Source organism: Fructilactobacillus sp. X2R5C3 (assembly GCF_059901325.1).
The window spans coordinates 543,999-562,795 of sequence record NZ_JBWXUY010000001.1 but is presented as its reverse complement, the minus strand read 5'-3'; the positions used below and the strand labels follow the sequence as shown (position 1 = coordinate 562,795).

Here is an 18,797-nt window from a genome sequence, read left to right as displayed (position 1 = left end):
TAAACTAAAACATTCTAAGAAATAAAACGAAGAATCCTGGGACTTAAACTAATCTTTCCAATCCTTTTGGCTCGTGACGCCTAAATCAGACTTGATCTTAGACGTTGAAATTCCTTGGGTTCGCGGCAAATAAATCACTTTACAATACTCTTTAAGAAAGTCAAACTTACCCTTCCAATCGTCACCCATAACAAAGATATCAATCTTATGATCTTTAATATCTTGAATCTTCTGGTTCCATCCCTTTTCAGGAATTACTTCGTCAACGTAGCGGATAGCGTCTAAAATGTACTTACGATCCTCATAAGAATTATAAGCACGTTTCCCCTTTACGGCATTAAACTCATCCGTCGAAAGACCGACCGTCAATGAATCACCTAATTCACGAGCACGTTTTAATAAACGCACATGACCCTTGTGAAGCAGATCAAATGTGCCATACGTAATTACTTTCGTCATAATATCTCCTGTCAGAAGACCATAATTAATACTCCTACTTATCAACAATTAAATGTTAGCATATCTTCCATTATCGTCAATAAAATTCACGATCCATAACTAAAGTTTAATTTGGCTCATTTTCAGATGAATTAGTTTTTGCTGAATTAGTGGAATTCGAATCGTCATGTTGAACTAACCAAATATTGTAACAATATTCAATCACAACCTTCGCAATCGCATAAACTGGAATGGCTAGAATCATCCCAAACAACCCAGCAATGTGACCAGCTGCAAGTAAAATGATAATAATAGTTAGTGGATGAATCTTTAACGATTTCCCAATCACATTCGGGTACACCAAGTTTCCATCAATTTGTTGAACAATAATGACTACCACAATTACCCAGATAACTTGCATAATATTATCTGAAAAAGCAACAAAAAGTGATGGAATAATTCCAATGTAGGGACCAACGTATGGGATGATATTACATAATCCGGCAAAGACCCCGAGCAAAAGAGCATACTTTTGTCCGATCAGAAAGTATCCTAAAGTGGTAAACGTTCCAACAAACAGACACTCAATGACTTGGCCACCGATGTAACGTGAGAGAGTATGATTCATTTTTTTAAGTAGCGTTACCGTTTGTTTCCTGTGGTGTTTGGAAAGTCCGGGAGTTAACTTTTCAATGCTTGGAAGTAGTTTGTTTCCATCCTTTAACATGTAAAACAGAATGACAGGAACAGTAATTGCCGTGATAACCACGTTCGTTGCCATCGAAATAATCGTTCCCGCACTATTCGTCAAATTAGCCAGAACTGTTTTCAAATACGATGAATATGAGGACTGAATCTTGTCAACAATGGGACGCCAGTCCACTTTTTTTAAAAATCCATAACGCGTGATTTTAGTTAGTAATTCCTGCCCTTGTTTAGCAAATTCAGGTGCTGCCCCTACCATGTTAGCCACCTGAGTAATCAACCGTGGTACAAATGAAAACGCCATGTAAACAATAACCCCAATCACAATTAAAAATACGATGGCGGTGGCCCAGGTACGATTAATGTGTTTTGTTTTTGTGATTTTTATTTTCATTAGAAGGTTAACGATCGGATTCAACATGTAATACAAGAATCCCGCTAACAAGAGTGGAACGAAGATCGTTGACACAAAAATTACAATCGGCGAAAAAACAAAACTAATTTTGGAACATAAATAAACGATTCCAACTGCAATCAGAATCTCAACCGTCCAAAAAAATAAAGCCGAATTTTTAAATCTATTCATTTGATTCACTCCAATTAATTTTCTTTTGTGTCCAAGAATTGATCAATATCATCAAGATCAAAGCCCTTACGATATAACGACTGCTTGGCTTTCTGACGTCGACTCATATCATTATACTTCTTATACTTATTCCAAGCCTTGTTACCCTCTTTAGCAAGTAACTCATTTTGATGATTGACATCACTTTGAAAGTCTAATTCACTAATGATTGTATCAATATCATCAAATGAGTATCCCTTTCGGTATAAAGCCGTCTTAGTTTTTTGCATCCGTTTGTTAAAGGGATATCGCTGATTATGAGCAAAGATTTTTTGGGCCTGCTTTTTACCATTTTTAAGCGTCATTTCGCTCGAATAATTAACTGAAATTGCCTCATTTATGTATTCATCTGCAATTCCCTTTTGTTTTAAATACCTTGAAACAGCCATGGGACCCTTATTCTGTTGTTCAACAATTCCTTTGACATAGGTGTCAGCATAATGTTCATCATTAAGTAGATTAATCTGTTCTAGTTTTTCAACCGCTTCATCGACTGCTTCAAGGTTGTCTGAATATGATTTTAACTTATCTCTAACCTCTTTTTTTGAACGAGTCTGATACGAAATAAAATCAATAGCCTTATTATATAACTTTGAAACATCGTCCGCCGCCTTAATTTTGTCAATCTCACTTTGGCTTAACTCAGATCCCTTAAAGATCCCAAACTGAATCATTACTTCTTCACTCACAGGAAAAGCATAATGATCATTGATGTATACGTTATATCTCCCCGGTCTTTTTTGCGAAACAATTTTTGTGACCCTTAATTTATTTGCATTTTGCTTATCCATCAGCGCTAACTCCCATCAAATTAACAATTTGAAACTATTCTGATATACTTATTTGAAAACACTACAAAGGAAGTGGTTTCACTCATGCCAAAAGCACACGTGATTTACGCCACCATTACTGGTAATAACGAAGACGTTGCTGATATCGTCACCGAGGGACTTGAGGACCTTGGCGTAGATGTCGAAGAATCTGAAATTTCTCAAACCGACGCGGACGAACTTAAAGATACCGATATTATTGTTATATGTCCATACACCTACGACGAAGGAGCTCTCCCTGAAGAAGGGATGGACTTTTTTGAAGATTTAGATTCACTGAACCTAAAAGGAAAAGTTTTTGGAGTGGCTGGTTCTGGAGACGTTTTTTATCAAGAATATTATAACGTTGCCGTCGACGCATTTACCAAAGCTTTAAGGAAAACTAACGCTACTCAAGGAGCTAAAAGCGTCAAAATCAATCTTGAACCTGATGAAGATGACATCAAAGTTCTTGACCAGTTTTCTCGTGAACTGGTGAAATCCACCGAAAAATAATTTAGCAAAAAACATCACCACCTAATCCTGGGTGGTGTTTTTCTTTTTGGAACGAAATTTACGTGCACTAGAAATAATAGACCGAACGGATCCGTTTGTTGATTCAATGTTACCAGTAAAGTACTCTTGGATACTGGCATTAATAACGGCACCAAACATCAGCACGAGCCCAATAAAATATAACCACAACATCACTACTATAAAAGTTCCTAACGTCTTATAAGCGGTAATATTTCTAAAAAAGTACTCAATGATTAGCGAAAAAGCTTGTGACAAAATCATTAAACCAAGCACAGATATCGCTGATCCTAGAATTGTATAACGAATCTTGGTCTTAACACTTGGCACAAAATAGTACAAAAGCATCACAACTATGAAAGACCCAGAAATAATAAATGGAATTCGAATGGATGCAACCACTTGCGTTGCAATGGTTGAAAGATGCAGAATTGGTCTCAAATACGTGATAATTTCTTGACCAAACCCTTGCAAAATCATTAAAACAATCAATAAGAGTACCAGTAAAAGCATCCACACAAATGAAATTAAACGATTCGTGATGGCATTCTGAGTGTCAGCTACTCCGTAAGTTCGGTTAACCGTTCGTTGAAATGCTGCCATCGCCTGACTAGCTGACCAAATTACCAGCAACAACCCAATCGATAAGCTACCACCACTATTATTATTATCAAAAGCTGACTTAATCATGGGCAAAAGCATCGTATAAATCGATGACGGAACCGCGGTTCTGATATACATTAAGATATCATTAGGATCTCCATGTAAAAGTTTAATGATGCTACCAATCATGATTAAAATTGGAAACAGTGATAAGAGGGAATAATACGCCAAGACGATGGCAGAATCAGAAACGTTTCCCATCTTAAAATGTTTCATAACTAACTTAACAAATGAAATTACTTTTTGATTTGTTTTTAGTTCCACAAGCTAGGACTCTCCTTTAAAAGTTGCCTCAATTGCAGATAAGATTTGCTTAGCTGCCGTTCCATCCCCATAAGGATTATGAGCATCAGCCATTTTTTGGTAATCATCTTGATTATCAAGTAAATCCACCATCGCATCTTTAATGGCCTTAGGATCAGTCCCAACTAGTCTCAAAGTGCCCGCTTTAACTCCTTCGGGGCGTTCAGTCGATTCTCTAAGAACCAAAACGGGCTTTCCAAGTGAAGGAGCTTCTTCTTGAACTCCACCAGAGTCAGACATAATAAAATAACTTCGAGCCGCCATATTATGAAAATCAACCACATCTAAAGGTGCAATCAAATGGATACGAGAATCGCCCTTAAAAATCTGTTGGGCCATCTTTTGAACCACGGGATTAAGATGAACCGGGTAAACCACATCCACATCAGGATGTGAATCAACCACTTGTTTAATTGCTTGAAACGTTCGTTTCATTGGTTCACCTAGATTTTCGCGCCGATGCATTGTAAGTAAGATGATCCGCTGTCCATCATCAATGTTATCTAAGATCGAATGATGATAATTATCACTCACCGTTTGATGAAGGGCATCAATGGCAGTATTCCCGGTAACAAAGATGTTTGACCCCAGATGATTCTCTTTTATTAAATTTTGCTTACTTAACTCCGTGGGTGCAAAGTACAAGTCAGCTAAAACATCCGTTAATTGACGATTCATTTCCTCTGGATATGGGGAATATTTATTATGAGTACGCAGCCCTGCTTCAACGTGACCTAACATTTTTTTATGATAAAAAGCAACCACTGAAGCGGCAAACGTACTCGTAGTATCACCATGAACTAGAATAATATCTGGATTAGTTTTAGAAATAATTGGACTTAACTTAGTGATCACAGAAACAGTAATATCTCCAAGTGTTTGATCATTCTTCATAATGTTTAAATTATAATCGGGAGTGATTTTGAAAATATCGAGAACCTGCTGCAGCATTTCACGATGTTGACCCGTGACCACTGTGATTGGTTTAAACTTGTTTCGATTTCGCTTCATCTCTAAAATAATTGGAGCCATCTTAATGGCCTCCGGTCGAGTTCCAAAAACAGTCATAACTTTAATTGGTCTGGTCACACTTAATCCCTCCCATTTGCCTAGTACCTTAAGTATATCAAAAGATTTACCCAATTCCGATGCCAAACCACTTTAAATAATGATAAAATGATATTAAACAATCTGTAAATAATTGGTAATGTATTTTTGAATTTAAAAGTTTAATTGCCAAGTACTAAGGAGTAATTAATTTTGGAAAAAATTAGTCTGATTGTTCCTTGTTATAATGAACAGGAATCAATTGAACTTTTCTACAAAACTGTGGAAAAGGTTTTTGCACAAATGAATAAAGACGGTGAAAAGTATGAGCCTGATTACCTTTTTATAAATGATGGATCAAGTGACAATACCTTTAAGATCATTAAAAATCTTCACGAAAAACATCCTGACACCGTTCACTTCATCTCATTTTCAAGAAACTTCGGGAAAGAAGCCGGAATGGCTGCTGGGCTAAGAAATGCCAAAGGCGATTACATTGCATTAATGGACGTTGATCTCCAAGATCCGCCGGAACTCCTTCCTAAAATGCTTAAAATCATTCAGACCCAGGACTATGATTGCGTTGGCTGCGTCCAAACAAGCAGAAAGCAGAATCCAGTACGAGCTTTCTGTTCTTCGATGTTCTATAAAGTTATTGATAAAATGTCAGACGTTAAAATTAAGCCTAACGTTCGAGATTATCGTTTAATGTCTCGACGTTACGTCGATGCAGTAAATGAATTAACAGAATACAATCGATTCTCAAAAGGAATCTTTGCTTGGGTTGGCTTTAACACCAAATATTTAGAGTATCAAGGGGTCCCTCGGGCTGCTGGAGAAACTCATTGGTCTTTCTCACAATTGGTAGAATACTCGATGGAAGGAATTATTGATTTCTCTGATGCCCCACTAACCTTTGCCACTTACGTTGGGATAATCTCATTTTTATTCTCACTCGTTGGGATTGCTTTTGTCGTTATCAGGGCATTATTCTTTGGAGGAGCCGTATCTGGTTGGCCTTCTTTAGTATCAATTATTCTCCTAATCGGTGGAATCCAACTCTTCTGTTTGGGCATTCTAGGAAAATACATTGGAAAAATTTATTTAGAAACGAAACACCGTCCTCAGTACATCATTAAGGACGAAGCATAGTTTAACCGGTAGCCACCTATAAATTATAGGTGGCTTTTTTATACAAAAAAGACTTCACATCATAAAGTGAAGTCTTTTTGAATTTATTAACTAACTTAGAACATTCCCAGAATTCCATTCAGAATCAAGACCATTATTAGCCCCACAACTGAAATCACGGTTTCTAACACCGTCCAAATTGAGAAAGTTTGTTTCATAGTTAAGTCAAAGTATTCTTTGAACATCCAGAATCCGGCATCATTAACGTGTGATGCGGCAAGTGATCCAGCACCAATGGCTAAGGCCATCATTACTGGGTTAACGTTCAATGAAGACATCAGTGGCATAACAAGTCCGGCAGCGGTCATTCCAGCCACCGTAGCTGAACCTAGCGATACACGAAGAATAACGGCAACTAACCAGCCAAGGATGATTGGAGATAGTGATGAGTGCATCATGATGTTCTTAACGGCATCACCAACACCACCATCAATCAAGACTTGCTTGAAGGCACCACCACCACCAATAACCAATAGAAGCATGGCAATTGATTTAACGGAGGCTTCAATACTCTTAGAAACGTCACTCATTTTCTTACCACGATGGAAGCCCATTGACCAGATGGCAAATACTAAAGCGATTACCATGGCAATCATTGGGTTACCTAACATCGAGATAATAGCATCAAATCCTGATGGCTTAGCAACTGCTTTCCCGCCATGGAAAACTAACTGGTAAATGGTATTAACCGCCATGAAAATAGCTGGTAATAATGAAGTTAAAACCGAAAGACCAAAACTAGGAGTTTCATCTAATTTGTATTCTTTAACTTCACCAAAAGCTGGCAGGCTCTTCTTGACTACGAACGCGCTCGGAACAAACTTCTCAGCAAACTTCGTAAAGACAGGACCCGCAATTAAAACAGCTGGAATTGCAACAATGATACCAAAGAGCAATACCTCACCAATATTAGCGCCCAAGGCTGTGGCAACAGCAGTTGGAGCAGGTTGTGGTGGTAAGAATCCCTGGGTTGCTGACAATGCAGCCGCCATTGGAATTCCTAGATAAACAAATGGTACATCGGCTTCAAGGGCAACCGCGAAGACGATTGGAGTAAGTAATACCAATCCAACTTCGAAGAACAATGACATTCCGATAATGAACGAAGCAATTACGATTGCAATCTGTAATCGCTTCTTTCCAAATTTGTCGATCAGCGTCTTGGCGATTCGATACGAACCACCAGAATCAGAAACCAAACGACCGATCATGGCACCGAATCCGAAGACGATGGCCAATTCACCTAATGTACTACCAATACCAGTCTTAATGGCATCGGCAATTGATGCTGGGTTCATTCCTAATCCAAGCGCAACTAAAATAGCTGTGATGATCAAGGAAACAAAAGTATTTAGCTTAAGTTTGATGATCATGAAAAGGAGAAGTGCGATTCCTAAAATCAACACTATGAAGGGCATGTATGACATTTCTTTTCCTCTTTCCAATTATTAAATTAAAACAACGCTATAAATTAATTGTATACGGTTTCATGCCAGTTTTCAACACCATCTTTTAAAATTAAGCTTTAAAATAGCACTAGCCACCTCTTCTTTTACTTAATAAAACTAGTAATGACTCCTCCGATAATGACGAAAATCATTCCAATGGTAATATATAAAAGTTCTCTTTTAGTTTTGTGTTCGTGTAAAAAGATGATTCCACCAAAGGTTGATATGACAACACACATTTGCGAAATCGTAAATCCAGTTGCTACTCCATTTAATTCGGTTGAAATCAAATAGGTTAAAGCACCAAATCCAAACAAGAAACCACTGATAATATTTTTATAGGTAGCCACTTCTTTAAACGGATTAACCTTGGTTTTAAATATTATAAAGCAGGCAAAGATAGTTCCCATCACGACCATTCCAATGGTTTGAGGGAGAAACGCTGCCCATCCATTAGTATTAGCAACTTTTGGGAATGCCGAATAGCCAACATACCCAAAAGTTCCGATGATTAAAACTAAAACACCCTTTCTAATATTAACCTGTTGCTTTTCTTCCTCAGTTTTTGGTGCTAACGTTCTGTCTTTTTTGGTAGTTAGTAAAACACCCAAAATGATTAAAATAATCGATCCGAATCCAGCTAACTTTGGAATCAAACCCGCCCATTCACCAAAAACAATTACTCCAGTTAATGAATTGCCAATCAACTGAAGACCAGTTGACACTGGCATGGATAACGAAACTCCCATCAGTGAAAATGCCGTGTACTGAGTATATTGTCCAATTGCCCATGCCATCCCAGACAGAAGACAAAGCCAAAAAACTTCTTTTGAAATCACTGGTTGCTTAATGAAATAGACAATAACAGCAATTAAAATGGCTCCATATGTAGAACCCATTAGTTGATTAATTGGCTTTCCACCTAGCAAACCGATTGAAATTGGTAAAATACCCCAAGCAATCGCTGGTAATAATGCAATTAAAATATTCAAACTTAATCCCCCGAATTAAAATAATTTCTAACCATTCTCTTCAAGTTCAATATACTACCTTTTAAATCAAACCGATATTCAACTTCACAAAAAAAGGACACTAAATGTGTCCTTTTTTGAAAAGATAAAATTTTAAATAAAGCTTGTAATGACACCACCAAGAATGACACAAATCATTCCAAGTGTGACAAATACTAGTTCTTTCTTTGTCTTGTGTTCGTGAAGAATTATAATTCCACCAAAGGTTGAAATGACAACACACATCTGTGAAATCGTAAATCCAGTGGCCACTCCGTTTAATTCAGTCGAGATTAGATAGAAGAAGGCACCAAATCCGAACAAAAATCCGGTAATAATGTTTTTATATGAAACAGCTTGTTTAAACGGATTAACCTTGGTTTTGTAAGCACTAATAATAACAAAGATCGTTCCCATGATGACCATCCCGATCGTCTGGGGCAGAAAGGCTGACCAACCATTGGTATTATCAATCCTTGGAAAATCAGAGTAACCGATATATCCAAACATGCCAATTACTAACAGAATTAAACCATTCCGAGTATGCTGAGTGGCATTCTCTTCAGCCGTCTTGGGTTCATTACTGCTATTGTCTTTCAAAGTTGTTAGTAAGACCCCAATGATAATCAAAATAATTGATCCAAAACCAGCTAGCTTGGGAATTAAGCCAGCCCATTCACCAAAGAAGATTACTCCGGTAACTGAAGTACCAACTAACTGCAAACCAGTTGAAATTGGCATCGTTCGTGATACACCAATTTGAGTAAAGGCCATGTACTGAGTCATTTGACCAACTGCCCAAGCCATCCCTGAAAGTAAACACCACCAAAAGTCTTGCATGGTAATCACTGGCTGTTTAAAAATAAACACAAGAATGGCAATAATTAATGCACCATATGTAGTTCCCATCAACTGATTAACTGGTTTACCACCAATTAATCCGGTTGCAATAGGAAGAAGACCCCAACCTAACGCTGGGAGTAAAGCAATTAAGATATTCAATATAATTTCCTCCTAAAATATAAATCCGTGTAGAACCCATTATAATCGCCCATAAGCCCAAAAATCAATTAATTAATTATTATCAGCAACATTTGCCCAAATAAAAAACACCTCATTTAGATGAAGTGTTTTAGCGCATATAAATGACCCCACTCAGACTCGAACTGAGATCGACCGCTTAGGAGGCGGTTGCCCTATCCAGTTGTGCTATGGGGCCAAAAACATTTTCTATTCTCTCACGAATAAAAAATTTAGTAAAGAACCAAACTAATGGTGATTTTTATGACTACTTGGTTTACCCTTATCTTTTTGTTTTCGTTTTCGGTGTTTATTCTTTTTTGGTTTAGCCTGGATAGCTTCGTGCACCTGTCTTTTTTTAGTCAGTGCCTGTTGTTTGATTTCTTTTTGATGCTCTAACTGTGAGTCATCAATGTGATCAACGATCTCCCCATTGAAATAATAAATTGGTTTTAATTCATATTCACTATTATCTAAAACGTGCTTTAAATCGCGAAGATCATGGTCATCTCCAAAATTAATTACTAACCCTGGCTCACCCATTCGACCTGTTCGACCAACACGATGAATGTAGGTATTCGAATCATTTGGCAAATCATAATTAATCACAGCTGGTAACTTGGTAATATCAAGTCCCCTTGCAGCCACGTCTGTCGTTAATAATAATTTGATTCTTCCCAAACGAAAATCATCCAGCGCCTTTTTGCGGCTCTGTTTACTTTCACCTGCGGCTAATTTTTGTACCTTGCCATTTCCCTCGTGTTTGAAGAAATTAAAAGCCCGATTAAGCGTATCAGTCTGATTAAAAAATACTAATGCTTTAAATCCTTGCATTTTAGATAACCGGTTTAACATCTCATTTCGTTTGGCACGCGAAATTTGAAAGAGACCATGGGTTACCTTACCCCTGGTTTGATCAACATCCCTAACGTCAATTATGTCGGCACTTTTACCCATTTTTTCCTTTAGATGATACAAAACATCAGTGTCTGTAGCAGAAAAGTAGGCAGCCTGAGCATCTCTTGGAACTGCAGCAATAATATTTTTAACCTGATCTAAAGAAGTATCGTTGAGCAAATCATCAGCTTCGTCAATGACCACTGTTTCAGCGTCATTAACCTTTAATTTTCGTTCATTAATCAAGCTAAGAATTCTTCCGGGAGTTCCCACAACAATCTCTGGATGTTTTTTTAACTGTTCCTGTTGCCGTTTAACGTTTGCTCCACCAATCAATGGCAAAATTTTCACTTTAAAAGGAACCGCCCAATCTCTAATCACACCTGCCACTTGCATAGCAAGTTCTTGAGTAGGTTCGATCACAATGACCTGTGTGCCAACACCTGGCATCGAATTAGCCAAAATCGGCATTGTAAACGCCACGGTCTTGCCAGAACCAGTTGGTGATAGTGCGACAATGTCATTTTCACCCTCAATCATTGGTGCATAGACAGCTTTTTGGATTGGGGTCTGTTTTTCATATCCTAATTTTTCAAAACGCTTAACAAATTGTTCGAGCACACTATTCTCCTATTTGTAAATAATGAATTCCAGCACTATCAGCAAGACGTCCCATTAAAGCATTAACTTTCTGCATTAAATTCAGTCCTCCAACGTATCGATTCTCGTAAACAGGATTCCCTGGATGATTTATGACTTCAGCAAAATCATTTGCTTCTGGAATCATCGGATTGTCGGTATAAAGAGGAGAAATCTCACTTTCTTTACCCTCATTCATTAATTTAGCTGCCGTAAACTCACCAGCATTATCAATTAAGACCGTTTGCTTTCCACAGTAGATCTCTGATTGTTGATACGAAGTAGTAACCTTACTAAAGTTTAAAGTAACATCAAAAGTACCATAGTTTAAAACAGCGACTCCACCACCATCAGCTCCGGTTTCAATGAATTTAGGATAGTACATCTGTGTTCTTGGTAATCCAAATAGAGCAACGGCATCATACACAGGATAAACTCCGAGGTCTTCCAAGGCTCCGCCACCAAATTGAAGGTTAAAGACATTCGGAACTTCACCCTTAAGAACCTTATCGTATCGAGAAGAATATTTGCTAAAAGTAAATTCTGCCCCATCAATTTTAATATCATCAATTTGATCTTGAACCGCTTTAAAAGCGGGCATGTGAATGTTCCGTGCTGCTTCCATTAAGCGAGCTTTGGGATGTTGCTTTAACGTGTCGATGGCAGACTGGAATTGATATGGTCCAATAAAAGCAGGCTTTTCAACAATGACATTCTTGTCATGCTTAAGTGCTTCAATGACTTGTTGATAGTGAATGGCATTTGGTGAAGCAATATAAACGGTGTCGAATTTGTCAGATTCAAAGAAAACCTGTAAATCATCAAAAATGTTGTCACAATCATTTGGCTGAGCAAATTTCCGCGCCGTATCTAATTTTCTTGAATAAACAGCGTTCAACTTATACTTGCCAGTACTAACAGCAGCATCAACAAACTTTTGTGTGATCCAGTTAGTTCCAATTATTCCTAATTTAATCATTGTAATTCTCCCATTGTACTTCTTCATTATTCACAATATTTACCTGACCTAGATACTGATTCCACTGCTTCTGGTTCCCATTAAAAGCTACGGAATCAAAGCTTCCCTTCTGCCCATCAATGTTTAAATGATCGGAAGAATTCATGTTGATAAAGCGCACGTGCGGTTTCTTTGCATCGCTTTCATTATTTAACCAAAAAGCGGCGTGTGGAATTGATCTAAATTCTCGGTACATCTTCTCGTTAGTATTAATAATAACAGGTCGATCGTATCTCTGGTACAAAAACTGAACAAATTCATTAATCCGTTTCTTTTGTTGCTTTAAATTCACGTTGTTTTCATCATACGGATAGTAATATTGAACTTGAATGACGATTGGAAGCGTCCCGGTATTATCTTTGACTTGAGTTATAAAATTACTCTCTTGGTCTTCAATACTACTCTTAAATCCATAGGTATGATAAACCCCAATCTTTAAACCAGATCCCTGACTGCGATTGTAATTATTGTCAAAATTATCGTCAGCAAAGCTTGCTCCTTGAGTAGAACGAATGTACACGAACTTTTGGTCTTTCTGTTTAAGTGCCGTAAAATCGATGTACCCATCGTCTTGATTTACCGTCACACCCTGAACTGGATACTTTTTCAAAAGTAATTCGCGATCACGATTTTTATGAGCAAAGTACATCCAAATGGAAATAACGATAACTAGTAGCAGTACACTAACCAGTCCAATTAATGCCCACCTAGTTAATTTTTCTTTTCTTACTTTTTTTCGAAGGTTGGACCGGTTAATCTCAGTCATTTGGACCTCCTCAATCATTTCTTATAATTAGTATAATTATAAATCAATATTATCACTATTTATTGATATTCGCTTGAATTCAAACGTTGATTTCAATATAATGAAAGCGTTATAAGTAGTATAATTTTTTTACTCGATCACTTAATAAAGTTGGCATGAAATCTGTCATAGAGTGCATCAACTAGCATGGAAGGGAAAGATTATAATGGAAAACGTAATTGGGGTCGACATCGGAACTACAAGTGTCAAAACCGTTTTATACGATGACAAAGGTGAAGTTAAAGGTTATTCAAACGATGGATATACTTTGTATCAAGACACTGCCGACATGGCAGAAGAAGATCCAGAGGAGATTTTCTCAGCGATGATTCAAGGTCTACAAAATGTTCTTAAAAAAGTAGACCCTAAAAAAGACACCATCAAGGGAGTTTCATATTCGTGTGCGATGCACAGTTTGATCCTCTTGGATGAGAACCACAAGCCACTCACCCGCGCAATCACTTGGGCAGATAATCGTGCCGTTGAATACGCAGATAAATTAAAAGAAAACGGCATTGGAATGGAACTTTACAAAAAGACTGGTGTTCCAACTCATCCAATGACACCACTTGTAAAGGCCATGTGGCTCAGAAATGAAAAGCCTGAATTGTTTAAAAAAGCCCGTTATTTTGTTGGTGTTAAAGAATACATCAACTATAAATTATTTGGGGTTCTAAAAGAAGACTATTCGATCGCTAATGCAACTGGCCTATTCAATATTTTTGACATGGACTGGGACGATGAAGCATTAAAAGTTGCTGGCATCAAGCGTGATCAACTGCCTGAATTAGTAGACACCACTTATCAATTAAAGGGCTTAAACGAAGAATACGCCAATAAAATTGGAATTGATAAAGATACACCATTTATCATTGGTGCTTCTGACGGTCCTCTGGCTAACTTAGGGGTAGACGCCATTAAACCTGGTGTAGTAGCTGTCACAATTGGAACTTCTGGTGCCGTTCGTGTCGTTAACGACAAGCCAACGATTGATCCTAAGGGCCGTGTATTCTGTTACTACCTAGCTAAGAATATGTGGGTTGTCGGTGGACCCGTTAATAACGGTGGAATTGTCTTCCGTTGGGTTCGTGACCAACTCTGCTTGCCAGAAAAAGTCACTGCCGAACAGATGAACATTGATGCTTACGATCTTCTAACTGAGATTGCTTCTAAGATTCCAGCAGGATCCGAAGGGTTAATCTTCTTGCCGTTCTTGGGTGGTGAAAGAGCTCCAATCTGGGATGCCGACGCTCGTGGAACATACTTCGGTTTGACCAGAAAACACACTCGTGCCCACATGATTCGATCTGCTCTTGAAGGAATCGTGTATAACCTCTACACCGTTATGTTAGCCCTTGAAGAAGTTGTTGGCGAACCAAAGAGTATTCAAGCAACTGGTGGTTTTGCTCGTTCAGAACTTTGGCGCCAAATGTTAGCCGACATCTTTGAACAAGACGTCAACATTCCAGAAAGCTTCGAAGGTACGGCTCTTGGAGCTGCTACCCTTGGAATGTACAGTTTAGGCATGATTGACAGCCTTTACGACGTCAGCAAGTTTGTTGGGGTTACCAATACTCATAAACCAAATCCAAAGAATTACCAAGCTTATCGTGAATTGATCCCAATTTACATTCGTCTAAGTCGTCATCTTCAACCAGAATACAAGAACATTGCTAATTACCAACGTGAACATGAAAATGATTGGAAAACCGGTCCAAAAGACGAAGACTAAATCAATATCACTAAAAAGCATCCAATTGGATGCTTTTTTATTTTATGTACTGACTTCGATTTGGCCCCATGCTATAATTAACCATTACGCAAAAGGAGTGGATCAAATGCCTCAAAGCAACTTAAAGAAAAACATTGGAATCGGTGCTGCCCTGTCAACTGTCATGGGAACCGTGATCGGTGCTGGAGTCTTTTTCAAAACTGCCAGTGTCGTATCTAATACTCATTCTGTCACTCTCACCATCCTAGCATGGATCATTGGTGGCCTTTTAACAATTTGTGGTGGACTAACGGTTTCAGAATTGGCTGCGGCCATTCCTAAAACTGGAGGAACCATTCAATACTTAAAGTATACTTATGGACCGCTAACTGGATTCCTACTGGGATGGGCCGAAATCCTTGTGTATTTTCCGGCCAACTTAGCGGCTCTCTCAATTGTTTTCTCCACTCAACTAATTAATTTGTTTCACTTATCAACATCACTCTCAATTACCATTGCAATTATTTGTGCATTAAGTGTTACGTTAATTAACCTTTTAGGATCAAAAGTGGCCGGAAGAGTCCAATCTTTGACACTAATTGTCAAATTAATTCCTATCTTTATCATTGTAATTGCTGGACTATTACTCCCGGGTCACGTTGACGTATCTTTTTGGCCTCCAATCCAAAACCATGGCTCCACTAACCTATTAACTGCTTTTGGTGGCGGATTACTGGCCACAATGTTTGCCTACGATGGATGGATCAACATCGGAAGCATCGCCGGCGAAATGAAAAATCCCCAAAAGGACCTTCCTAAGGCCATTATTTTGGGTTTAACTTTTATTATGATCATCTACGTTTTGGTAAACTGGGTTTTCTTAAAAAATATGCCACTTGACCAAATTGCAGGAAATCAAAACACCGCCTATGAAGTTGCCATGAAACTATTTGGTGGCATTGGCGGAAAACTAGTGACCATTGGCATCTTAATTTCCGTTTATGGCGCTATGAATGGTTACATCTTAACCGGGATCAGAGTTCCGTATGCAATGGGTAAAGACGATCAATTACCATTTAGTAAATACTTTGCAAAACTTTCTAAACACACTGCTACCCCCTATATTTCGGGATTATTTATGTTTATGATCGCTGTCGTTATGATTTTCATGGGTAGTTTTGATATGCTAACTGATATGTTAGTTTTCGTGATGTGGATATTTAATTGCCTTTTGTTCGTTGCTTTATTCATCTTAAGAAAGCGTGAACCGGAGTTGGTTCGCCCATACAAAGTACCTTGGTATCCAATTGTCCCAATTCTCGCACTAGTCGGGGGGATCTTTATCTTAGTTTCAACGATCCTGACCCAAACCGTTTTGGCTATCATTGGTATCATAGCCACTTTAATCGGAATTCCAGTTTATTACTGGCATAAAATGATGAAAAACAAAACTTCAACTGAAAAATAAAAAGAATCTAGCTAGCTAGATTCTTTTTATTTACTCTTTTCCAACACCGTTACACTTTCAACATGCGGTGTTTGCGGAAATTGATCCACTGGTTGAATAGGTTGTTTAATTTCATAGCCACCATCAATTAAAGCCTGACAATCCCGTACAAGAGTAGCAGGATTACATGAAACATATACTAATCGTTCTGGCTTCATCTCTAAGACACTAGCAATAAAGGTTGGATCAAGGCCCTTTCTTGGCGGATCAACTACCACGACATTTGGTCGAATGTCCTGCTCTGCCCACTTTTTCATCTGATCCTCAGCCTTTGCAACCACAAAGCTAACATTATCAATATGATTTAATTTAGCGTTCTTTCGGGCATCTTCAATTGCCTCAGCAACCACATCAACTCCGTACACATGCTTAACTTTTGGTGCCATTGCCAGTGAAATTGTCCCAATCCCGCAATACGCATCAACCACCACATCATTTTTCGATAATTGCGCCTTATCGATGGCCAAAGAATAAAGTTTTTCAGTCTGAACCGGATTAACCTGGTAAAACGACATTGGTGAAATCAAAAACTTGGTGTTTAAGAGTTCATCCTTGATGTAAGCTTTACCTGATAACAGGATGTTCGTGTCCCCCATCAGTCGATTCCCGTGAGAATCATTAACATTTTGAATTAAACTATCTAAATCAGGCAACTGATCATTAATGGATTTAATAATTTCATCTTTATGTGGCAAATTTTTACCATTGGTAACCAAAACTACCATCATCTCGTCGGTTGCTTTTCCATAACGGACCATAATATTCCTAATACAACCCTTGTGAGTTGCCTCATTGTAAGCACTAACATGATAAGCTCGTAAAACATCCCGAACCTTAATAATGGCTTCATCGATGTGAGGATCTTGAATGTAAAAATCTTCAATTGGAATTAAATCATGACTGTGGCGCCGATAAAAACCCGTTTCCAATTGACCATTCATCTTCCTAACCGGAATCTGAGCCTTATTTCGGTATTTTGATGGATTATCCATTCCAATTGTTTGAGCAACAGCAACGTTTAAATGATCCTTCTTAAACAATTCCTCAATCTGATGTTGTTTAAACTCTAATTGTTTTGGATATGCAAGGTGTTGTAATGGAGCAATCCCAGACTGCGTATACCGTCGATCAATTGCTTGAACTCGATTGGGACTTGGTTCGATAATCTTTTCTAATTTTCCAAAGGCGAAGTTCTTTTTAACTTTAATCACCCTGATCTGGACTTTCTCACCTGGAAGAGCATCCTCAATGAAAATCGGAAAATCGGAAACCTTACCAACCCCCATTCCCTGGTAAGTCAAATCAATCACGTTTACCGTGAGGTCTTGGTTTTTCTGTACTGGAGCTTCTTTTTTAGCGCTCATTTGTTCTCCTTACTAAAAAGTTTTGCCGTTACACGGCAAAACTTATTTTTTACTATCAGACGGAAGTTCATCGACTTTTCTGACGAACTTCTTTTCAACATTTTTGACCTGAGGAGCGACACTAGCCGACTCACTGATATCATCAGTCTTAAGGTTGGAATAAATACTAATTCGCTGCTTTAGATCGACAAACTTCATCGGAGCATCACCACCGTATTCGCCATCAAGATTAATCTGTAAGCGACTATCATCCCCAGGAAAAGCCTCAAATGTATTGGTCTTTTTGTATATAATCCTAGGATCATCAATGTGCCGACCGCCATTAAACGCTTTAGCAATTAATTGCAACATTTCAACTAAATTACCGGTTTTAACAATAATCATGGTAAATTTACCATCATCCATGGTTGCGTTTGGAACAATTTGTTCAAAACCACCCACTGAATTAGTCATGGCTAAAAAAAACATTGAAGCCTTCCCACGATATTCTCCACCATCATACTTTAATAACATCGGAACTGGCTTCACATTTGGCAACATTTCTGCTCCCTTTACCAGGTATGCAAGATACCCAAAAATAGTCTTTAAATCAGAAGGAACATTGTAAGTTAATTCTGTCATAAACCCACCAGCCGCAATATTAATGAAATAATTAGTCACTTCATCATTGTATGCTTTACCAACGTCCATCTTTGAAACATTGCCCTTAGTGATCACTTTAGCAGCTTCAACGTAATCATCTCGAGGAATGTGCAATGCACGCGCAAAATCATTGGTAGTTCCAGCGGGAATGATTCCTAATTGTGGTCGATAATCACGTGGAGCAATGCCATTAATTACTTCATTGATGGTCCCATCTCCACCTGCCGCAACGATGAGATCAAATCCCTCTTCAGATGCACGGGCGGCTTCATCACGTGCTGAATGTGGTTTGGGAGTGGTCGCAAAAGCACTGGCTTCATATCCACCATTCTCCAAAACATCCAAAATATTAACCAACTGCGGTTTTAACATTTCACGTCCAGACGTTGGATTGTAAATTACTCGTGCTTTTTTGACCATT

Annotated in this window: 17 protein-coding genes and 1 tRNA gene; 4 read left to right on the top strand and 14 right to left on the bottom strand. The window is 38.2% G+C overall.

Annotated features, from left to right (window positions below):
- Nucleotides 1–48: 48 nt before the first annotated feature.
- The 3 genes from tagD to recX all read right to left on the bottom strand — a co-directional run bounded on the left by tagD (nt 49) and on the right by recX (nt 2,559).
- Nucleotides 49–459, bottom strand: a complete 411-nt coding sequence (gene tagD / locus AC6UDE_RS02830) for a glycerol-3-phosphate cytidylyltransferase (protein ID WP_500693590.1) — start codon at nt 457–459, stop codon at nt 49–51.
- Between the two features lie 106 nt (nt 460–565).
- On the bottom strand, nt 566–1,729 hold the full coding sequence (locus AC6UDE_RS02825; protein ID WP_500696554.1) for an AI-2E family transporter: 1,164 nt from the start codon (nt 1,727–1,729) through the stop codon (nt 566–568).
- Between the two features lie 14 nt (nt 1,730–1,743).
- A complete protein-coding gene (gene recX / locus AC6UDE_RS02820) occupies nt 1,744–2,559 on the bottom strand; it encodes a recombination regulator RecX (protein WP_500696553.1) in 816 nt (271 codons plus the stop codon).
- A gap of 84 nt (nt 2,560–2,643) precedes the next feature.
- On the opposite strand from recX, the gene AC6UDE_RS02815 reads away from it, so the two are divergent.
- Nucleotides 2,644–3,093 carry a flavodoxin gene (locus AC6UDE_RS02815; RefSeq protein ID WP_500693587.1) on the top strand — a complete coding sequence of 150 codons (450 nt, stop codon included), beginning with the start codon at nt 2,644–2,646 and terminating at the stop codon, nt 3,091–3,093.
- Nucleotides 3,094–3,114: 21 nt separating this feature from the next.
- Here AC6UDE_RS02815 and AC6UDE_RS02810 read toward each other — a convergent pair whose 3' ends face one another.
- Both AC6UDE_RS02810 and wecB read right to left on the bottom strand, forming a co-directional pair.
- Nucleotides 3,115–4,038 carry a YihY/virulence factor BrkB family protein gene (locus AC6UDE_RS02810; RefSeq protein ID WP_500696552.1) on the bottom strand — a complete coding sequence of 308 codons (924 nt, stop codon included), beginning with the start codon at nt 4,036–4,038 and terminating at the stop codon, nt 3,115–3,117.
- 3 nt (nt 4,039–4,041) lie between these two features.
- Nucleotides 4,042–5,145 carry a non-hydrolyzing UDP-N-acetylglucosamine 2-epimerase gene (gene wecB / locus AC6UDE_RS02805; protein ID WP_500696575.1) on the bottom strand — a complete coding sequence of 368 codons (1,104 nt, stop codon included), beginning with the start codon at nt 5,143–5,145 and terminating at the stop codon, nt 4,042–4,044.
- Between the two features lie 192 nt (nt 5,146–5,337).
- Here wecB and AC6UDE_RS02800 point away from each other — a divergent pair, with 192 nt between their 5' ends.
- A complete protein-coding gene (locus AC6UDE_RS02800; RefSeq protein WP_500696551.1) occupies nt 5,338–6,276 on the top strand; it encodes a glycosyltransferase family 2 protein in 939 nt (312 codons plus the stop codon).
- 95 nt (nt 6,277–6,371) lie between these two features.
- Here AC6UDE_RS02800 and AC6UDE_RS02795 read toward each other — a convergent pair whose 3' ends face one another.
- The 7 genes from AC6UDE_RS02795 to AC6UDE_RS02765 all read right to left on the bottom strand — a co-directional run bounded on the left by AC6UDE_RS02795 (nt 6,372) and on the right by AC6UDE_RS02765 (nt 13,113).
- Nucleotides 6,372–7,733 carry a gluconate:H+ symporter gene (locus tag AC6UDE_RS02795; protein WP_500693612.1) on the bottom strand — a complete coding sequence of 454 codons (1,362 nt, stop codon included), beginning with the start codon at nt 7,731–7,733 and terminating at the stop codon, nt 6,372–6,374.
- A 134-nt stretch (nt 7,734–7,867) separates the two neighbouring features.
- Nucleotides 7,868–8,755 carry a GRP family sugar transporter gene (locus AC6UDE_RS02790; protein WP_500696550.1) on the bottom strand — a complete coding sequence of 296 codons (888 nt, stop codon included), beginning with the start codon at nt 8,753–8,755 and terminating at the stop codon, nt 7,868–7,870.
- 132 nt (nt 8,756–8,887) lie between these two features.
- Nucleotides 8,888–9,775, bottom strand: a complete 888-nt coding sequence (locus tag AC6UDE_RS02785; RefSeq protein ID WP_500696549.1) for a GRP family sugar transporter — start codon at nt 9,773–9,775, stop codon at nt 8,888–8,890.
- A 144-nt stretch (nt 9,776–9,919) separates the two neighbouring features.
- Nucleotides 9,920–9,992 (bottom strand) — tRNA-Arg (locus AC6UDE_RS02780).
- A 50-nt stretch (nt 9,993–10,042) separates the two neighbouring features.
- Nucleotides 10,043–11,311 (bottom strand): DEAD/DEAH box helicase, encoded by a 1,269-nt coding sequence (locus AC6UDE_RS02775; RefSeq protein WP_500696548.1) that lies wholly within the window; start codon nt 11,309–11,311, stop codon nt 10,043–10,045.
- 1 nt (nt 11,312) lies between these two features.
- Entirely contained in the window at nt 11,313–12,308 is a 996-nt protein-coding gene (locus tag AC6UDE_RS02770) for a Gfo/Idh/MocA family protein (protein WP_500693581.1), read from the bottom strand.
- Nucleotides 12,301–13,113, bottom strand: coding sequence for a GH25 family lysozyme (locus AC6UDE_RS02765; RefSeq protein WP_500696547.1), 813 nt, complete (start codon nt 13,111–13,113; stop codon nt 12,301–12,303). The genes AC6UDE_RS02770 and AC6UDE_RS02765 overlap by 8 nt, the downstream gene beginning before the upstream one ends.
- A gap of 205 nt (nt 13,114–13,318) precedes the next feature.
- On the opposite strand from AC6UDE_RS02765, the gene gntK reads away from it, so the two are divergent.
- Nucleotides 13,319–14,884, top strand: coding sequence for a gluconokinase (gntK, locus tag AC6UDE_RS02760; RefSeq protein ID WP_500696546.1), 1,566 nt, complete (start codon nt 13,319–13,321; stop codon nt 14,882–14,884).
- A gap of 106 nt (nt 14,885–14,990) precedes the next feature.
- Entirely contained in the window at nt 14,991–16,331 is a 1,341-nt protein-coding gene (locus AC6UDE_RS02755) for an APC family permease (protein WP_500696545.1), read from the top strand.
- A 26-nt stretch (nt 16,332–16,357) separates the two neighbouring features.
- Here the strand turns inward: AC6UDE_RS02755 and rlmD are convergent, their stop codons facing one another.
- Nucleotides 16,358–17,734, bottom strand: a complete 1,377-nt coding sequence (gene rlmD / locus AC6UDE_RS02750) for a 23S rRNA (uracil(1939)-C(5))-methyltransferase RlmD (protein WP_500696544.1) — start codon at nt 17,732–17,734, stop codon at nt 16,358–16,360.
- A gap of 42 nt (nt 17,735–17,776) precedes the next feature.
- A complete protein-coding gene (locus AC6UDE_RS02745) occupies nt 17,777–18,796 on the bottom strand; it encodes a diacylglycerol kinase (RefSeq protein WP_500696543.1) in 1,020 nt (339 codons plus the stop codon).
- Nucleotide 18,797 lies beyond the last annotated feature (1 nt).

Excerpts from the sequence above, each read along its gene's own strand:
- AC6UDE_RS02795 (WP_500693612.1), bottom strand. The coding sequence starts at position 7,733 with ATGCCCTTCATAGTGTTGATTTTAGGAATCGCACTTCTCCTTTTCATG.
- wecB (WP_500696575.1), bottom strand. The coding sequence starts at position 5,145 with ATGACTGTTTTTGGAACTCGACCGGAGGCCATTAAGATGGCTCCAATT.
- AC6UDE_RS02745 (WP_500696543.1), bottom strand. The coding sequence starts at position 18,796 with ATGGTCAAAAAAGCACGAGTAATTTACAATCCAACGTCTGGACGTGAA.
- gntK (WP_500696546.1), top strand. The coding sequence starts at position 13,319 with ATGGAAAACGTAATTGGGGTCGACATCGGAACTACAAGTGTCAAAACC.
- recX (WP_500696553.1), bottom strand. The coding sequence starts at position 2,559 with ATGGATAAGCAAAATGCAAATAAATTAAGGGTCACAAAAATTGTTTCG.
- AC6UDE_RS02755 (WP_500696545.1), top strand. The coding sequence starts at position 14,991 with ATGCCTCAAAGCAACTTAAAGAAAAACATTGGAATCGGTGCTGCCCTG.
- AC6UDE_RS02825 (WP_500696554.1), bottom strand. The coding sequence starts at position 1,729 with ATGAATAGATTTAAAAATTCGGCTTTATTTTTTTGGACGGTTGAGATT.
- AC6UDE_RS02770 (WP_500693581.1), bottom strand. The coding sequence starts at position 12,308 with ATGATTAAATTAGGAATAATTGGAACTAACTGGATCACACAAAAGTTT.
- tagD (WP_500693590.1), bottom strand. The coding sequence starts at position 459 with ATGACGAAAGTAATTACGTATGGCACATTTGATCTGCTTCACAAGGGT.
- AC6UDE_RS02765 (WP_500696547.1), bottom strand. The coding sequence starts at position 13,113 with ATGACTGAGATTAACCGGTCCAACCTTCGAAAAAAAGTAAGAAAAGAA.
- rlmD (WP_500696544.1), bottom strand. The coding sequence starts at position 17,734 with ATGAGCGCTAAAAAAGAAGCTCCAGTACAGAAAAACCAAGACCTCACG.
- AC6UDE_RS02815 (WP_500693587.1), top strand. The coding sequence starts at position 2,644 with ATGCCAAAAGCACACGTGATTTACGCCACCATTACTGGTAATAACGAA.